The 15,199-nt window shown below is 69.4% G+C and carries 14 protein-coding genes; 3 read left to right on the forward strand and 11 right to left on the reverse strand.

What is annotated here, in order from left to right; all coding sequences use genetic code 11:
• Positions 1-27: 27 nt before the first annotated feature.
• From ACV229_RS19025 to ACV229_RS19050, 6 genes are all read right to left on the reverse strand, one after another.
• Positions 28-738 carry a CoxG family protein gene (locus ACV229_RS19025; protein ID WP_448084657.1) on the reverse strand — a complete coding sequence of 237 codons (711 nt, stop codon included), beginning with the start codon at positions 736-738 and terminating at the stop codon, positions 28-30.
• A 28-nt stretch (positions 739-766) separates the two neighbouring features.
• The gene (locus ACV229_RS19030) at positions 767-1,126 is read right to left on the reverse strand and encodes a DUF427 domain-containing protein (protein WP_448084778.1); all 360 of its coding nucleotides are present in this window, start codon (positions 1,124-1,126) and stop codon (positions 767-769) included.
• A gap of 141 nt (positions 1,127-1,267) precedes the next feature.
• Positions 1,268-1,705 carry a carboxypeptidase-like regulatory domain-containing protein gene (locus ACV229_RS19035; RefSeq protein ID WP_448084658.1) on the reverse strand — a complete coding sequence of 146 codons (438 nt, stop codon included), beginning with the start codon at positions 1,703-1,705 and terminating at the stop codon, positions 1,268-1,270.
• Positions 1,706-1,809: 104 nt separating this feature from the next.
• Entirely contained in the window at positions 1,810-3,294 is a 1,485-nt protein-coding gene (locus ACV229_RS19040) for a DegQ family serine endoprotease (RefSeq protein WP_448084659.1), read from the reverse strand.
• 208 nt (positions 3,295-3,502) lie between these two features.
• Positions 3,503-4,840 (reverse strand): ATP-binding protein, encoded by a 1,338-nt coding sequence (locus tag ACV229_RS19045; RefSeq protein ID WP_448084660.1) that lies wholly within the window; start codon positions 4,838-4,840, stop codon positions 3,503-3,505.
• A gap of 3 nt (positions 4,841-4,843) precedes the next feature.
• The gene (locus ACV229_RS19050; protein ID WP_448084661.1) at positions 4,844-5,506 is read right to left on the reverse strand and encodes a response regulator; all 663 of its coding nucleotides are present in this window, start codon (positions 5,504-5,506) and stop codon (positions 4,844-4,846) included.
• Positions 5,507-5,749: 243 nt separating this feature from the next.
• Between ACV229_RS19050 and dacB the strand changes: the two genes are divergently transcribed.
• From dacB to ACV229_RS19065, 3 genes are all read left to right on the forward strand, one after another.
• The gene (gene dacB, locus ACV229_RS19055) at positions 5,750-7,282 is read left to right on the forward strand and encodes a D-alanyl-D-alanine carboxypeptidase/D-alanyl-D-alanine endopeptidase (protein WP_448084662.1); all 1,533 of its coding nucleotides are present in this window, start codon (positions 5,750-5,752) and stop codon (positions 7,280-7,282) included.
• A gap of 232 nt (positions 7,283-7,514) precedes the next feature.
• Entirely contained in the window at positions 7,515-8,432 is a 918-nt protein-coding gene (locus tag ACV229_RS19060) for a sterol desaturase family protein (RefSeq protein ID WP_448084663.1), read from the forward strand.
• Between the two features lie 98 nt (positions 8,433-8,530).
• A complete protein-coding gene (locus ACV229_RS19065; RefSeq protein ID WP_448084664.1) occupies positions 8,531-9,667 on the forward strand; it encodes an SGNH/GDSL hydrolase family protein in 1,137 nt (378 codons plus the stop codon).
• 194 nt (positions 9,668-9,861) lie between these two features.
• On the opposite strand, the gene ACV229_RS19070 is transcribed toward ACV229_RS19065, so the two are convergent.
• From ACV229_RS19070 to fba, 5 genes are all read right to left on the reverse strand, one after another.
• Positions 9,862-10,890 carry an L-threonylcarbamoyladenylate synthase gene (locus tag ACV229_RS19070; RefSeq protein WP_448084665.1) on the reverse strand — a complete coding sequence of 343 codons (1,029 nt, stop codon included), beginning with the start codon at positions 10,888-10,890 and terminating at the stop codon, positions 9,862-9,864.
• A gap of 11 nt (positions 10,891-10,901) precedes the next feature.
• The gene (locus ACV229_RS19075) at positions 10,902-12,095 is read right to left on the reverse strand and encodes a 5-(carboxyamino)imidazole ribonucleotide synthase (RefSeq protein ID WP_448084666.1); all 1,194 of its coding nucleotides are present in this window, start codon (positions 12,093-12,095) and stop codon (positions 10,902-10,904) included.
• Positions 12,096-12,234: 139 nt separating this feature from the next.
• Positions 12,235-12,756, reverse strand: a complete 522-nt coding sequence (gene purE / locus ACV229_RS19080) for a 5-(carboxyamino)imidazole ribonucleotide mutase (protein ID WP_448084667.1) — start codon at positions 12,754-12,756, stop codon at positions 12,235-12,237.
• Between the two features lie 19 nt (positions 12,757-12,775).
• Entirely contained in the window at positions 12,776-13,666 is an 891-nt protein-coding gene (locus ACV229_RS19085) for a phosphoribosylaminoimidazolesuccinocarboxamide synthase (protein ID WP_448084668.1), read from the reverse strand.
• Positions 13,667-13,864: 198 nt separating this feature from the next.
• Positions 13,865-14,929: a class II fructose-bisphosphate aldolase gene (gene fba, locus ACV229_RS19090; RefSeq protein WP_448084669.1), complete on the reverse strand. Its 1,065-nt coding sequence runs from the start codon at positions 14,927-14,929 to the stop codon at positions 13,865-13,867.
• Positions 14,930-15,199: the final 270 nt, after the last annotated feature.

Raw genomic sequence — 15,199 nt, forward strand, 5'->3', positions numbered from 1 at the left:
GCGGCGGCCCGGCGGCGGGATGGACGTTCAGCCGCCGTTGAACCAGCGTGCCGCGTAGAGCAGCAACGCGATGAACACGATCATCGCCGCCCATGCCCACACGGGCAACGTGCCTGACGCGCGATGAGGGAGCGCGCTGGCCGAGCGCCCGGTCAGCGCGCCGCCGAGATGCTGCAACGGTGGACGCTTCAACGCCCCCGCCAGCGCCGCGGGCCGCAGGAACACGTACTGGCGCCGCGGCGGGCTCGTGCGCGCAAGGTTCGGCGCAAGACCGTGCTTGGCCTGCACGACCGCGCAGAATTCGCTGAAGAAATCGTCGGCCCATTCGTGCAGCGCGTTCTCGATCTGCCGCACCGGCAGTTCGGTGAGCGGCCCGGTTGCCGTCGCCCACACCACGTACTCGATGCGCGTGGCGTCCGCATCGTCCGACTCCGGAAACAGCACGATCTCGATCTGGCCACGCAGCGCGCCGATGCCGTCCGCGCGCGCCTTGAAGCTCAGGGTCCGGCGCGGCTGCCCTTCCGCATCGCCCTGCTCGCACGCGACATGCGCACGCACGTCGTAGCGCGCACGCAGCGGACCGAGCGGGACGGTCAGCGTCAGCGCGTACTCGCCGTGCGCGAGCGCCGCGAACGATTCGCAATGGTCGAAGCTCGCGCGCAACAGCGCGATGTCCTCCAGCGCCTCCGTGACGACCGACGGCGCAAGCGGGATGCGTAATGCGTCGTTCAGTTCCATGATGCCTCCCCGATGAACGCTCGCCGCGTCAGGACGTTTCGACCAGACTGTCGACCCGCGCGGCGTCGAAGGCGACATAGCGCGCAAGCGCCCTTGCCTCCTCCTCCGGTTCCTCGTAACTCCATGCGGCGTTTTCGATGACGCCGTCTTCGGTCTGCAAATCGAAGTAGCTCGCGTAACCCTTGATCCCGCCGACGGCCGTCGAAGCCGACCGCACGAGCCGATGCATGTTGACATCGGTGCGCGGGAGGTAGTGGACGTCCGGCACGCCGGCCTCGCGCACGGTCAGCGCGCCGACGGAATCGGCGTACGTAATCCCCTGGTGGATCACGCGCACGCGATGGCGGTTCGGCACGATTTCGAAGCGAGGATCGGCTGGGTCGGACATCGTTCTCCCCTGCGGACGGCCCGGCAGGCGAGCCAGGGCGGGCACCACAAACGAAAAAGCCACGGCGCGAACGCCGCGGCTTTCATTATGGGCGAAAGTCGCACGAATTGCGCGACCGCGGCTATCGCCGCATGACATCGATTATTTCGCGCTCCACGTGAATGCCTGCTTCGTGCCACCCTTCGCGCCGACGGTCACGTCGTGCGCCTCGTCCTTGCCCTGGTATGACGCTTTGACCGTATAGCGGCCCGGCGGCAATTTCACGAGCATGTATGGCCCGTGCGCGTCGGTGCTCAGCACTTCGGCGCCCTTCGCGTCGGTGATCCGCACATGGACGTCGGCGACGAATTCGCCGCCCGCGCCCGTGAAGCGCAACGCGAGCGGCCACGCCGGTTCGTTGCGCTGGAACGCGGTCGACTCGTCCTGCCCGACGCCACCCGACACGAAGGTCACGTCGCCCTGTTGATGCACGGCGGGCAAGCCGTCCGACTGCGCGTACGCGCCGGTCGTGCCGGCCGCGATGCCGGCGGCCAATGCCACGGCGATCGCGAATCGGGACAGTCTGCGTGGATGTTGCATGGCGCTCTCCTTTTGGGTCGCAAGCGCTGCCGGGCACCACGGTGCGCGAAGCGGACCGCGCCGCCGCGCCCGGCCTGAGGCCTGTTTCCGCCGGTAAGCGCCGGTCAGCTCAGGTCGACCGGCACGAAGATCTGCGCATTATCACGCTGGATCAGCAGCGCCAGGCTGTTGCCGGCGTTCTTCACCGCGTCGCGCAACTGCTCGGGGCTCGTGACCGGCCGGCCGTTCACCGCGAGGATCACGTCGCCCGGCTGGATGCCCGCGCTCGCCGCGGGGCCGCCGGCCTGCTGCACGATCAGCCCGTGCGACAGCTGCGTTGCACTGCGCTCCTGCGGCGTGAGCGGCCGCACCGCGACGCCGAGGCGCCCCTGCTCGACCGGACCGCCGTCGTTCGACGCGATCTTGGCGTCCGTCATCGAGCCGAGCGTCACGCTGACCGTCTTCTTCGACTTGTCGCGCCAGATCTCCAGCTCGGCCTTCGCGCCAGGCTTCAGGCTCGCGATCTGCGACGGCAGCGTCGTCGAATCGGCGACAGGCGAACCGTTCACCGACAGAATCACGTCGCCCGGCTGCAGCCCCGACTTCGCGGCCGGGCCGCTCGGATCGACCGAGCTGACAAGCGCGCCGTCAGGCTTCGGCAGCCCGAACGAGCTGGCCAGCGTCTGGTTCAGCCCCTGCACCGCGACACCGAGGCGACCGCGGCTCACGTGGCCGGTCTTCACGAGCTCGTCCTTGACCTTGATCGCCTCGTTGATCGGGATCGCGAACGACAGCCCCTGGAAGCCGCCCGTCTGCGAATAGATCATCGAGTTGATGCCGATCACCTCGCCGTTCAGGTTGAACAGCGGGCCGCCCGAGTTGCCGGGGTTGACCGGCACGTCGGTCTGGATGAACGGCGTGTAGTTCTCGTCGGGCAGCGCACGCGACTTCGCGCTGATGATGCCGGAGGTCACCGTGTTGTCGAAGCCGTACGGCGAGCCGATCGCGACCACCCACTGGCCGACCTTGCTCTGCGCCGGATCGCCGATCTTCACCGTCGGCAGCCCGCTCGCGTCGATCTTCAGCACCGCGACGTCGGACTGCTTGTCGGCGCCGACGACCTTCGCCTTGTATTCGCGCTTGTCGGTCAGCTTCACGGTGACGACGTTTGCGCCGTCGATCACGTGCGCGTTGGTGAGGATGTAGCCGTCCGGGCTGATGACGAACCCGGAGCCGAGGCTCGCGCTCGGCTGGTCGTCCGGCTGCGCGTCGCCGCCCATGCCGGGCACCTGGCCGTAGAAGTGCTTGAAGAACTGGTAGAACGGGTCGCTCGGGTCGATCGGCAGCTGCGGCTGCGGCACGCGCCGCGACACCTGCTTCACGACGTGCTTCGCGCTGATGTTCACGACCGCCGGGCCATAGGTCTCCACCAGCCCGGAGAAGTCCGGGATGCCGGTTTTCGCGGCCGCTTCGGCCGGCATCAGCGCGGCCGCCTGCGCGGGCGAGATGATCTGCGGATCGGCATGCCGGGTGCCCGCGACATAGCCGGCGGACAGCGCGGCCGCCACGGCGACCGCAACGGCACCACGCGCAAGGAATCGGGTGTTCATCGTAGGACCTCCTCTTTTGTTACATCGCAGCGTAACGGCGCTGACTTAAAGGAGGCTTAATCGGCATCGGTCGCCATTAATCGGCCTCGAGCGGGGATCAAGCGGGGCATGAACAGCATGATCGGCCCGTCTGCACGGCATCGGCGCGCCGGTCCGCCGCCGGCGCCCGCCACCCGGGGATCGATCCGGGATCCCCGGCCAGACGGCCTCAGACGGCCGCGGGCGCCTCCGCCGGCACCTCGGCGTCGCGAAACACGACGCTGACGAGCAGGCCGCCCGCCGCCGCGTCGCCGAGCGACACCGTCGCGCCCTGCTGCGTCGCGACACGCTTGACGATCGCGAGCCCGAGCCCGCTGCCCGACACGTCGGTGCGGGCGCGCGCGGCGCTGTCCCGGTAGAAGCGGTCGAACACGCGCTCGCGCTCGTCGGCCGGAATGCCCGGCCCGCTGTCGCCGATCTGCACGCATGCGCGGCCGGCCGCGTCGCGCGTCAGCGACACGTCGATGCGGCCGCCGTCCGGCGTGTACTTGACCGCGTTGTCGAGCAGGTTGCCGAACATCACGCGCAGCGCGGCGACATCGGCGACGACCTTTGCCGGCTGCGCGTCCTCGAAGCCGAGGTCGATGTGGCGCCGCTGCGCGAGCGGGGCGTGCGCGGCCACGCACTCGACGAGCAGCGTCTGCAGGTCGATCGCCTCGCGCACCGTGCCGCCGTCCGGCTCCGCGCGGGCCAGCGCGAGCAGCTGCTCGGCAAGGCGCGTCGCGCGCGTCACGCCGTCCTGCAGATCGACGAGCGCCTCGCGGCGCGATTCGTCGTCTCTTGCGCGGGCGACGAGTTGCGCCTGGATCTGCACGGCCGCGAGCGGCGTGCGCAGTTCGTGCGCGGCATCCGCGACGAACGCCTTCTGCGTGTCGAGCGCGGCCGACAGCCGCGCGAGCAGCCGGTTCAGCGCCTGCACGAGCGGCTGCACCTCGAGCGGCAGCGGCGAATCGGGCAGCGGATCGAGCGCCTCGGGCCGGCGCGCCTCGACCGCGCGGGTCACGCGGCGCAGCGGCGCGAGCCCGCGCCCGACGATCATCCACACGGCCGCGCCGAGGAACGGCAGCAGCACGATCAGCGGCCACAGCGTGCGCAGCGCGACGTTCGCCGCGAGCCGGTTGCGCACCGACACCGGCTGCGCGAGCTGCACGACGTTGTCGCCGACGATCGCCCCGTACACGCGCCATTCGCCGCGGTCGGTGCGCTCGGTCGAGAAGCCGAGCTCGGCGCGCGGCGCGATCGGCGCGCGCGGATGCGAGAAGTACATCAGCACGCCGTTGCGGTTCCAGATCTGGATCACGATGCCTTCGTCGCCGTTGGTGCGCGAGCCGAACACCTGCGAGAACGGCTCGGACGGCAGCGCCGCGGCGATTTCCTGCAGCTGGTAGTCGAACAGCTCGTTCGCCTCGGCGAGCGCCTGCCGGTAGATCAGCCAGCCGGCGAGACCGACGCCCGCGACGACGATCGCCAGCAGCCAGATCAGCAATTGATGACGGATCGACCTCACGCGTCAGCTTTCCTTGACGACCATGTAGCCGAGCCCGCGCACGTTGCGGATCAGGTCCGAGCCGAGCTTCTTGCGCAGCGCGTGGATATAGACCTCGACCGTGTTGCTGCCGATCTCCTCGCCCCAGCCGTACATCTTCTCCTCGAGCTGGCTCTTCGACAGCACCGCGCCCGGCCGCGCGAGCAGCGCCTCGAGCAGCGCGAACTCGCGCGCCGACAGCGCGACGGGTGCGCCGTCGAGCGTCACCTGGTGCGAAGCGGGATCGAGCGTCAGCGTGCCGTGGCGGATCAGCGACTCGCTGCGCCCCGCCTGGCGGCGGATCAGCGCGCGCATCCGCGCGCCCAGTTCGTCGAGATCGAACGGCTTGACGAGGTAGTCGTCGGCACCCGCGTCGAGGCCCTTCACGCGATCGGCGACCGCGTCGCGCGCAGTGACGATCAGCACCGGCAGCGCCAGCCCGCGCGCGCGCAGCGTGCGCAGCACGTCGATGCCGTCGCGCTTCGGCAACCCGAGGTCGAGCAGCAGCAGGTCGTACGTTTCGCCGCCGAGCGCGGTGAGCGCCGCGTCGCCATCCTGCACCCAGTCGACCGCGCAGCCGTCCGAGCGCAGCGCCTTGCGCACGCCCTCGGCGATCATCCGGTCGTCTTCGACAAGCAGTATCCGCATCTGGGTCGGCATCCATGGGACGAGTGAAACATGCCGACCATTGTAGCGCCGCGAATCGCGCACGCGGCACCACGGGTGACGCGGCGGGTCCGCGCGGGCTTGGCGCGGGACGGTCGGTCCGGGCGACTGCCTGTCCGGCCACGCTGATGACGATTTCATCAGGCATGTCCGCACTTGTCTCTACAATGTGCGCTTTGGCGCCGCGCGCGCCTCGTCCGTACCCCCGCTTTTCCGTATTCGTCCATGCCGATTTCCGCCCTTTCCGCCCGGCTCGCGCCGCGCGCCCGCCTCTGCCTGCGCGCCGCCGCCGTCCTAGCCACCTGTACCGCCCTCGCCTTCGCGCCGCCCGCGCAAGCCCGCAAGAAGCCGCACAAGGCACCGCACAAAACGGCCGTCCTGTCTCCTGCCGCGCGCGCCGCCGGACTTCCGCCGTCCGTGCTCGTCGCGCTGCAGCGCGCGAAGGTGCCCGCGTCGGCGATGAGCGTCGTCGTCGAGCGGGTCGGCGATCCGGAGCCGCTCGTCGCGTGGAACGCGAGCCGCCCGATGCTGCCCGCGTCGACGATGAAGCTCGTCACGACCTTCTCGGGACTGTCGATCCTCGGCCCCGATTTCCGCTGGCGCACGACCGCGTACGCGGACGGCCCGGTCGACCCGGACGGCACGCTGCAGGGCAACCTCTACGTGAAGGGCACCGGCGACCCGAAGCTCGTGCCCGAGGAGCTGATCGACCTCGTCGACAAGATCCGCAAGGCCGGCATCAAGCGCGTGAACGGCGGCCTCGTGCTCGACAAGAGCTACTTCGCGGCGTCGACGCGTGACCTGCCGGCATTCGACGACGATACGAGCGCACCTTACAACGTCGGCCCGGACCCGCTGCTGTACGCATTCAAGGCGGTGTCGTTCACGGTGACGCCCGGCGACGACGGCAAGGTCGCGGTCGACGTGCTGCCGCCGCTCGCGAACCTGTCGATCGACAACCAGCTGTACGAGGGCAACGGCTCGTGCGGCGCGGCGGCGTCGGCCGCACGCCCGACGCTGACGGCCGGCGACGGCATGCTGACCGCGTCGTTCGCGGGCGACGTCCCGCTGCGCTGCGGCGCACGCACGACGAACCTCGCGATCCTCGACCACACGACGTTCTTCGCGCGCGGCTTCCTCGCGCTGTGGCAGCAGGACGGCGGCACGATCACGGGCCCGGTCAGCGAAGGCAAGGTGCCGACGACCGCGCGGCCGGTCGCCGTGCACCAGAGCCCCGTGCTCGGCAGCATCGTCTACGACATCAACAAGTTCAGCAACAACGTGATGGCGCGCAACCTGTTCCTGACGATCGGCGCGGTGACCGGCAAGCCGCCCGCGACGCCCGAACAGTCGAGCCGCGCGATCCGCGCGTTCCTGCAGAAGAGCGGCATCGAGATGCCGGAGCTCGCGCTCGACAACGGCTCCGGCCTGTCGCGCGACGAGCACGTGAGCGCACAGTCGCTCGCCGCGCTGCTGCAGGCCGCGAACGCGAGCCCGGTCGCACAGGCGTTCATCGATTCGCTGCCGATCGCCGGCATCGACGGGACGATGAAGAACCGGCTCACCAGCGCGGGCGTGCTCGGCAACGCGCACATCAAGACCGGCACGCTGCGCGACGTACGCGCGATCGCCGGCTACGTCGCGGGCGCGGACGGCCAGAGCTACGTCGTCGTCAGCTTCATCAACGACGAACACGCGGAAGCCGCGCGCGCCGCGCACGACAGCCTGCTCGAATGGGTGTACGCGGGCACGCACTGACCCGAGGCGGTCGCGTGCGGCTCGCGCGCGGCCGGACCTCAATAAAACGGGGCCACACCGCCCGGCCCCGCACGGCGCGGCTTCGGTAGAAACCCTGTCCTCAGAGGGAACCCTCTACGCTCCCCCCTCGCCTAGCGCGACCCGATTGCGTAGGCTGTTGGCCTGACCAATATTGAAAATCGGGCCGAACGCCCGGCCTCAAGGCTTGCAGGGGAAAGGAGGAGACACGCCCATGCGATTCGACGTCGAATTGCTACTGCTCGCGCTGGCGCCCGTCTTCCTGCTCTGCATCGGCTGGGAAGCCTGGCACCTCGCCCGCACCCGTCCGCAGGACGCCGTCTACGGCTGGCGCGACACGCTGTGCAACGCGGCGCTCGCGCTGATGCACCAGGGCGCGGACAAGATCGCGTGGCTGTTCGTGATTCCCGTGTACGCGTACTGCTACCGGCATTTCCGCGTCTTCACGTGGCAGGACGGCTGGCTGTCGTTCGCCGTGCTGTTCGTCGGGCAGGACCTGCTCTACTACGTGTTCCATCGCGCGAGCCATCGCGTGCGCTGGCTGTGGGCCGCGCATGTCGTGCACCACTCGTCCGAGCGGATGAACTTCTCGACCGCGTTCCGCCAGAGCCTGATGTACCCGATCGCGGGCATGTGGCTGTTCTGGCTGCCGCTCGCGTTCCTCGGTTTCCCGCCGCAGCAGATCGTCGGCATCGTGCTGATCAACCTCGCGTTCCAGTTCTTCGTCCACACGCAGGCGATCGGCAAGCTCGGCTGGCTCGAGTACGTGTTCAACACGCCGTCGATCCACCGTGCGCATCATGCGCGCAACGCGCGCTACATCGACCGCAATTACGCGGGCGTGCTCGTGATCTGGGATCGCCTGTTCGGCAGTTTCGTCGAGGAGACCGCGGACGATCCGCCGAAGTATGGGATTGTCGAGCGGCTCGGCTCGAACAATCCGCTCGTCGCGACGTTCCATGAATGGGGGGCGATGGCCGCCGATGCGTGGCGCGTCGCGGGGTGGCGCAACAAGCTGCAGGCGGTTTTCGGTCCGCCCGAGTGGGCGAGCGCTTATCATGCGCAGATCGACGAGGCCGCCGTGGACGACCCGCGTGCCGTGTCCCCGATGGCCGCGAACCGACAGAGCTAGACCCATATCAATTTCAGCCAACGGCCGCCGCGCGACCCGAACCTGAGCGGGCACGGCAGATGACAGACATCAGGCCATATCTACGAGGAGATCGATCGATGCAACAACAACGACACGCACCGTCCCGCACCCGCCAGCGCCTGCTGCGCACCGCGCAACGCGCGATCGCCGGCGCCGCGTTCGCGCTGCTCGCCGCATGCGGCGGCGGCGACGACAACAGCAGCAGCGCGTCCAATACGCCGCCGTCCGGCGTGAAGATGCAGATCGTGTCGTTCGGCGACAGCCTGTCCGACGCCGGCACGTATTCGCAGATCCTGCTTGGCTTCGGCGGCGGCCGCTTCACGACCAACCCGGGCCAGGTCTGGCCGCAGCTCGTCGCGACCTATTACGGCGACACGCTGCAGCCGGCCAACCAGGGAGGCTTCGGCGTGCCGCTGCAGGCGACGGGCGGCCTCGGCTACGCTCAGGGCGGCGCGCGCGTCACGCAGCAGCCGGGCATCGGCCACGCGGACGCGAGCGTGCCGAACTCGGCCTATGCGCAAGCCACGACGATGCCGATCGCCGACCAGCTCAAGCAGTACCTGACGCAGCACGGCAGCTTCAACGCGGGCCAGATCGTGCTGCTCAACGGTGGCGCGAACGACATCTTCTATCAGGCGCAGGTCGCGCAGGCGCAAGGCAACACGCCAGCCGCGCAGCTCGCGGCAGCCCAGGCGATCGGGCTCGCCGCGCAGCAGTACGCAGGCATCGTCCAGCAGATCGTCGCGGCGGGCGGCACGCACGTGTTCGTGTCGAACATGCCGGACATCGGCGGCACGCCGCTGGCAGTGGCAGGCGGCACGCAGGCGGCGTTCACGCAGCTGTCGGGGCTGTTCAACCAGACGCTCGTCGCGACGCTGCAGGCGCTCAAGGTCGACACGACCAAGTACGTGCTGCTCGACATTTTCACGTGGCAGGACGGCATCACGGCCAATTACCAGGCGAACGGCTTCACCGTGTCGAATACGGGCACCGCGTGCAACCTGCAGGCGATGATCAACGCGGCGAAGGCGTTCGGCGAGCCGATGCCGTCGGCATTCGGTTCGTCGCTGTTCTGCTCGCCGCAGACCTACACGACCGCGAACGCGGACCAGACCTACATGTTCGCCGACACGGTCCACCCGTCGACGCACATGGGTCAGCTGACCGCACAGTTTGTCGAGAAGCAGATCGCGGCGACCGGCGTCGGCAAGTAAGCACCGCGTCCGGTCCGCGCAGCAGCTGCTGCGGACCGGACGGCGGACGCTTCGCGCCTGCGAACGCGACCACAAGCGAAAACGCCCGACCGGGTTCACCGGTCGGGCGTTTGTTTTTCCGATCCCGACGCGTCGCACAATGCGTGCTCGTCGGCGAGCGACCTACGGCGTCGGCACGTGTGTCGCTGCCGCGATCACCCCTGCGCTTCGAACGCCGCCGCCGCGCGGCCGAGACGATCGTTGACCGCGATCCATTCGACGGTATCCGGCAGCTTCTCGACGAGGATCCGCGCGACGTCCGCGCGGTCGAGCGTGCGCAGCATCCCGTACAGCTCGCGCGCATAGACCTGGGGATCTTCCGGTGCCGCGACGAAGTGCACGCCGGCGGCCTGCGCCCAGCGGCCCGCGCACGATGCGCGAGCGACGAGCGCGACCCGCTCGCCCGCCGCCTGCGCGGCCGCGAGCAGCGGCTCCAGAGCATCGAACGGCAGCAGTGCGAGCGGCGTGCGCGGCGCGTAGTGTGCCTTCAGCGTGCCGGACGCGCGCGGCGCGGTCGCGTCGCTGCCGTCCGGCAGCAGTGGCGCGCGGCCGAGCACGTCGGCGATCTGCTGCGGTGTCACGTGGCCGGGGCGCAGCAGCGCCGGGAAGCCGCGCGACAGGTCGAGGATCGTCGATTCGATGCCGACTTCCGACGGCCCGCCGTCGAGCACGTGCACCGTCTCGCCGAATTCGTCGCGCACGTGCTGCGCGGTCGTCGGGCTCACGTGCCCGAAGCGGTTCGCGGACGGCGCCGCGACCCCGCCGTGCCCGCCGCGCCGCGCGCTGAACGCGGCCAGCAGCGCCTGTGCGACCGGATGCGACGGGCAGCGCAGGCCGACCGAGTCCTGCCCGCCGCTCACCGCATCCGGAATGCGCGGATGGCGCTTCAGGATCAGCGTCAGCGGGCCGGGCCAGAACGCATCGATCAGCTTCTGCGCATCGTCGGGCAATTGCTCGACCCAGTAGCCGGGATCGCCGCCCGGCGGCAAGTGCACGATCACCGGATGATTCGCCGGCCGGCCTTTCGCCGCGTAGATGCGCGCGACGGCGTCGGGATTCGCCGCGTCGCCGCCGAGCCCGTAGACGGTTTCGGTCGGAAACGCGACGAGCTGCCCCGCATCGAGCAGCGCGGCGGCGGCGTCGATCTGCGCGCGCGTCACGGACTTCGGAAGATCGGTGGACATCGGCACGGCCCTCAGTCGAGCGGCACGCGCAGCAGCTGCGCGCACGCGGTGGCCGCGCCGAGCGCTTCGTCGCGCGTCGCGGCCGTGAAGTTCACGTGGCCCATCTTGCGGCCGACGCGCGCGTCCTCCTTGCCGTACAGGTGCAGATGCGCGGTCGGCATCGCCGCGACCTCGTCCCACGGCGGCGTGACTGCCGCATTCGCGCCGCCGTCCGGGAACCACACGTCGCCGAGGATGTTCAGCATCGCGGCCGGCGAATGCTGGCGCGGGTTGCCGAGCGGCATGCGCGTCATCGCGCGCACCTGCTGCTCGAACTGGCTCGTTGCGCACGCATCGACCGTGTAGTGGCCGGAATTGTGCGGGCGCGGCGCCATCTCGTTCGCGACGAACGAGCCATCTTCGAGCACGAAGAATTCGACGCACAGCACGCCGACGTAGCCGAGCGTGTCGGCGATCCGCACCGCGGCCTGCTGCGCCTTTTCGGCGAGCGTCGCGTCGGCGGCCGGCGCCGGCACGACCGTCAGCGACAGGATGCCGTTGTGGTGCGTGTTCTGCGCGAGCGGGAACGCGGCCGAACGGCCGTCGGCGCCGCGCGCGATCAGCGCCGACACCTCGTACTTCAGCGGCAGGCGCTTTTCGAGCACGCACGCCACGCCGCCGAGCGCCGCATGCGCATCGCGCGCCTCCTGCGCGGTGCGCACCCGCACCTGCCCCTTGCCGTCGTAGCCGAGGCGCGCAGTCTTCAGGATGCCCGGCAGCACCGCGTCGAGCGCGGCATCGTCGAGCGCGGCAAGCGCCGCCGCCGATTCGATCACGACGTGCGGCGCGACCGGCACGCCGGACGCCTCGATGAACCGCTTCTCCGCGATCCGGTCCTGCGCGACCGCGACGCAGCGGCCGGCCGGCGCGACGAACGTCGTGCGCGCGAGGAAATCGAGGCTCGCGGCCGGGACGTTCTCGAACTCGGTCGACACCGCATCGCACAGCGCCGCCAGTTCGGCGAGCGCCGCTTCGTCGTCGTACGCCGCGCGCAGGTGGCGGTCGGCGACCGCGCCGGCGGGGCTCGTCGGATCGGGATCGAGCACGGCGACGCGATAGCCCATCGATTGCGCGGCGAAGCAGAACATGCGGCCGAGCTGGCCGCCGCCGACCATGCCCAGCCAGGCGCCGGGCAGGATCGGGGAAGTGGATTGAGGAGTGGTCATGTCAGTGGTCGGTCACGGCGGGCGTCGCGCCCGCCGCAGTGAGGACAATGCGGATCGACGGTCCTTTGGCGGCCGTTTCCCGGGCCGCGCGTTCCGGGGTGGCGCCCCGGGGAGCCGCCCCCGGGAAGCCATGCCGCCGTCATTCCAGCGGCGGTAGCACCATCGCGTGCGCGGCTTCGTTCTGGCGCACGCGGAACGCGGCGAGCCGGTTCGCGTAATCGGCCGACGCGCCGGACAGGATCGATACCGCGAACAGCGCCGCGTTCGCCGCGCCGGCCTCGCCGATCGCGAAGGTCGCGACGGGCACGCCCTTCGGCATCTGCACGATCGAGTGCAGCGAATCGACGCCCTTCAGGTACTTGCTCGCGACCGGCACGCCGAGCACGGGCACCGTCGTCTTCGCGGCGAGCATGCCGGGCAGGTGCGCGGCACCGCCCGCGCCCGCGATGATCGCGCGCAGGCCGCGCTCGCGCGCCTTCTCCGCGTAGTCGAACATCTCGTCGGGCATCCGGTGCGCGGACACGACCTTCGCCTCGTACGGCACGCCGAACTCCTGCAGGATCGCCACGGCGTGTTTCATCACGTCCCAGTCGGAACTGGAGCCCATCAGCACGCCGACGAGCGGCGCGCTGTGCGTGTGGGCGGTCTGGACTTCACTCATTTCGTGTTCCCGTCGATGCTCAGGCGAGCGGCTGGCCGGTGATGCGCTCGAGCGCTTCCTGGTACTTCGCGGCCGTCTTCTCGACGACGTCGGCCGGCAGCGCCGGCGCCGGCGCCGTCTTGCCCCACGGCTGCGTCTCGAGCCAGTCGCGCACGAACTGCTTGTCGAACGACGGCGGGTTCGTACCGACCTGGTACTGGTCGGCCGGCCAGAAGCGCGACGAGTCGGCCGTCAGCACTTCGTCCATCAGGTACAGCTTGCCGTGGTTGTCGAGACCGAACTCGAACTTCGTGTCGGCGATGATGATGCCGCGCGTCGCCGCGTAGTCGGCCGCTTCCTTGTACAGGCGGATCGAGATGTCGCGAATCGTTGCGGCCAGCTCGGTGCCGATGCGGCGCTCGGTTTCCTCGAACGTGATGTTCTCGTCGTGTTCGCCCATCTCGGCCTTCGCGGCCGGCGTGAAGATCGGCTCGGGCAGCTTCTGCGCGTTCTGCAGGCCTTCCGGCAGCTGGACGCCGCACACGGCGCCCGTCGCCTGGTATTCCTTCCAGCCGCTGCCGGCCAGGTAGCCGCGCACGACAGCCTCGATCATGATCGGCTCGAGGCGCTTGACGACCACGCCGCGGCCCTTGACCTGCTCGACCTCGTCGGCCGCGACGACCGCTTCCGGCGTGTCGCCCGTCAGGTGGTTCGGGACGATGTGCGCGAGCTTGTCGAACCAGAAGTTCGCCATCTGGTTCAGCACGCGGCCCTTGTTCGGAATCGGCTCGCCCATGATCACGTCGAATGCCGACAGGCGGTCGGTCGTGACGATCAGGAGCTTGTCGTTGCCCACCGCGTAGTTGTCGCGGACCTTGCCGCGACCGAGGAGCGGCAGCGAGCGGAGCGTGGATTCGTAGAGGGTAGACATCGTCTTTTCGCAGATAAGGAGCCAAACAAAAAGGGAAACGCCGTTCCCCGTGGCTGGCGGGAACGGCGGCCTTGCGATACTTCGGCGAGCGGCCGGGCAACAAGGCCCGGGCGGCGCCGGCCGGCCCTTTTTCGGCCGGCGGGACGGTCACGGCCGGCGGACGTCCGCCGGCCAGCTGCCCCGGATCGTACTACAGTCTCAGCGCACGACCTGCGCGAGCGCGCCGGATTTGTACTGCTCGGCGATCTTGTCGAGCGAAACCGGCTTGATCTTGCCGGCCTGGCCTTCGCAGCCGAACGCGAGATAGCGGTCGACGCAGACCTTCTTCGCCGCTTCGCGCGCGGGCTTCAGGTAGTCGCGCGGATCGAACTTGCCCGGGTTCTCGAACAGGTAGCGGCGGATCGCGCCGGTGATCGCGAGGCGCAGGTCGGTGTCGATGTTGATCTTGCGCACGCCGTGCTTGATGCCTTCCTGGATTTCCTCGACCGGCACGCCGTAGGTTTCCTTCATGTCGCCGCCGAATTCGCGAATCTCGGCCAGCAGTTCCTGCGGCACCGACGACGAGCCGTGCATCACGAGGTGCGTGTTCGGGATGCGCGCGTGGATTTCCTTGATGCGCTGGATCGACAGGATGTCGCCCGTCGGCTTCTTCGAGAACTTGTACGCGCCGTGCGACGTGCCGATCGCGATCGCGAGCGCATCGCACTGCGTGAGCTTCACGAAGTCGGCGGCCTGCTCCGGATCGGTCAGCAGCTGCTCGCGGGTCATCGTGCCCTCGGCGCCGTGGCCGTCTTCCTTGTCGCCCTTCATCGTCTCGAGCGAGCCGAGCACGCCGAGTTCCGCCTCGACCGTCACGCCGATCGAGTGCGCCATCTCGACGACCTTGCGCGACACGTCGACGTTGTATTCGTACGACGCGACCGTCTTGCCGTCCGCCTCGAGCGAGCCGTCCATCATCACGCTGGTGAAGCCGCTGCGGATCGCCGCCATGCAGACCGCCGGCGACTGGCCGTGATCCTGGTGCATCACGACCGGGATGTGCGGGTACGACTCGACCGCCGCTTCGATCAGGTGGCGCAGGAACGGCTCGCCCGCGTACTTACGCGCGCCGGCCGACGCCTGCATGATCACGGGTGCGCCGACCTGGTCCGCCGCCGCCATGATCGCCTGGACCTGCTCCAGGTTGTTCACGTTGAAGGCCGGCAGGCCGTAGCCGTGCTCTGCCGCGTGGTCCAGCAATTGACGCATTGATACGAGAGGCATTGTGGAACTCCTTGGAATGAAAAGCGGTGCGCCCTGTGCGCCGGCGCGGCCTGGCCCCATGGAACCCTGCGGTGGACCGGCGCGGCTGGGCGTCGAATAGCGGCATTTTATCGCGAAGCGCCTCCGATTCCGACCGCCCGGCGGCGCTCACTCGCATTTTGTTACGTTCGCACGGCACAATACGGACAAAATAAAGAAAAAAACCGCGCGGGGAATCGACCCCGCGCGGTTTTCGGCAAAACCAGTGCCCGATCGAATCGGGCCGCCAGC

It is taken from the genome of Burkholderia sp. MR1-5-21 (assembly GCF_053427715.1).

What these genes read in the sequence shown, in the direction of transcription:
- ACV229_RS19025 (WP_448084657.1), bottom strand. Translation starts at nt 738, where the DNA reads ATGGAACTGAACGACGCATTACGCATCCCGCTTGCGCCGTCGGTCGTC.
- ACV229_RS19030 (WP_448084778.1), bottom strand. Translation starts at nt 1,126, where the DNA reads ATGTCCGACCCAGCCGATCCTCGCTTCGAAATCGTGCCGAACCGCCAT.
- ACV229_RS19035 (WP_448084658.1), bottom strand. Translation starts at nt 1,705, where the DNA reads ATGCAACATCCACGCAGACTGTCCCGATTCGCGATCGCCGTGGCATTG.
- ACV229_RS19040 (WP_448084659.1), bottom strand. Translation starts at nt 3,294, where the DNA reads ATGAACACCCGATTCCTTGCGCGTGGTGCCGTTGCGGTCGCCGTGGCG.
- ACV229_RS19050 (WP_448084661.1), bottom strand. Translation starts at nt 5,506, where the DNA reads ATGCGGATACTGCTTGTCGAAGACGACCGGATGATCGCCGAGGGCGTG.
- dacB (WP_448084662.1), top strand. Translation starts at nt 5,750, where the DNA reads ATGCCGATTTCCGCCCTTTCCGCCCGGCTCGCGCCGCGCGCCCGCCTC.
- ACV229_RS19060 (WP_448084663.1), top strand. Translation starts at nt 7,515, where the DNA reads ATGCGATTCGACGTCGAATTGCTACTGCTCGCGCTGGCGCCCGTCTTC.
- ACV229_RS19065 (WP_448084664.1), top strand. Translation starts at nt 8,531, where the DNA reads ATGCAACAACAACGACACGCACCGTCCCGCACCCGCCAGCGCCTGCTG.
- ACV229_RS19070 (WP_448084665.1), bottom strand. Translation starts at nt 10,890, where the DNA reads ATGTCCACCGATCTTCCGAAGTCCGTGACGCGCGCGCAGATCGACGCC.
- ACV229_RS19075 (WP_448084666.1), bottom strand. Translation starts at nt 12,095, where the DNA reads ATGACCACTCCTCAATCCACTTCCCCGATCCTGCCCGGCGCCTGGCTG.
- purE (WP_448084667.1), bottom strand. Translation starts at nt 12,756, where the DNA reads ATGAGTGAAGTCCAGACCGCCCACACGCACAGCGCGCCGCTCGTCGGC.
- ACV229_RS19085 (WP_448084668.1), bottom strand. Translation starts at nt 13,666, where the DNA reads ATGTCTACCCTCTACGAATCCACGCTCCGCTCGCTGCCGCTCCTCGGT.
- fba (WP_448084669.1), bottom strand. Translation starts at nt 14,929, where the DNA reads ATGCCTCTCGTATCAATGCGTCAATTGCTGGACCACGCGGCAGAGCAC.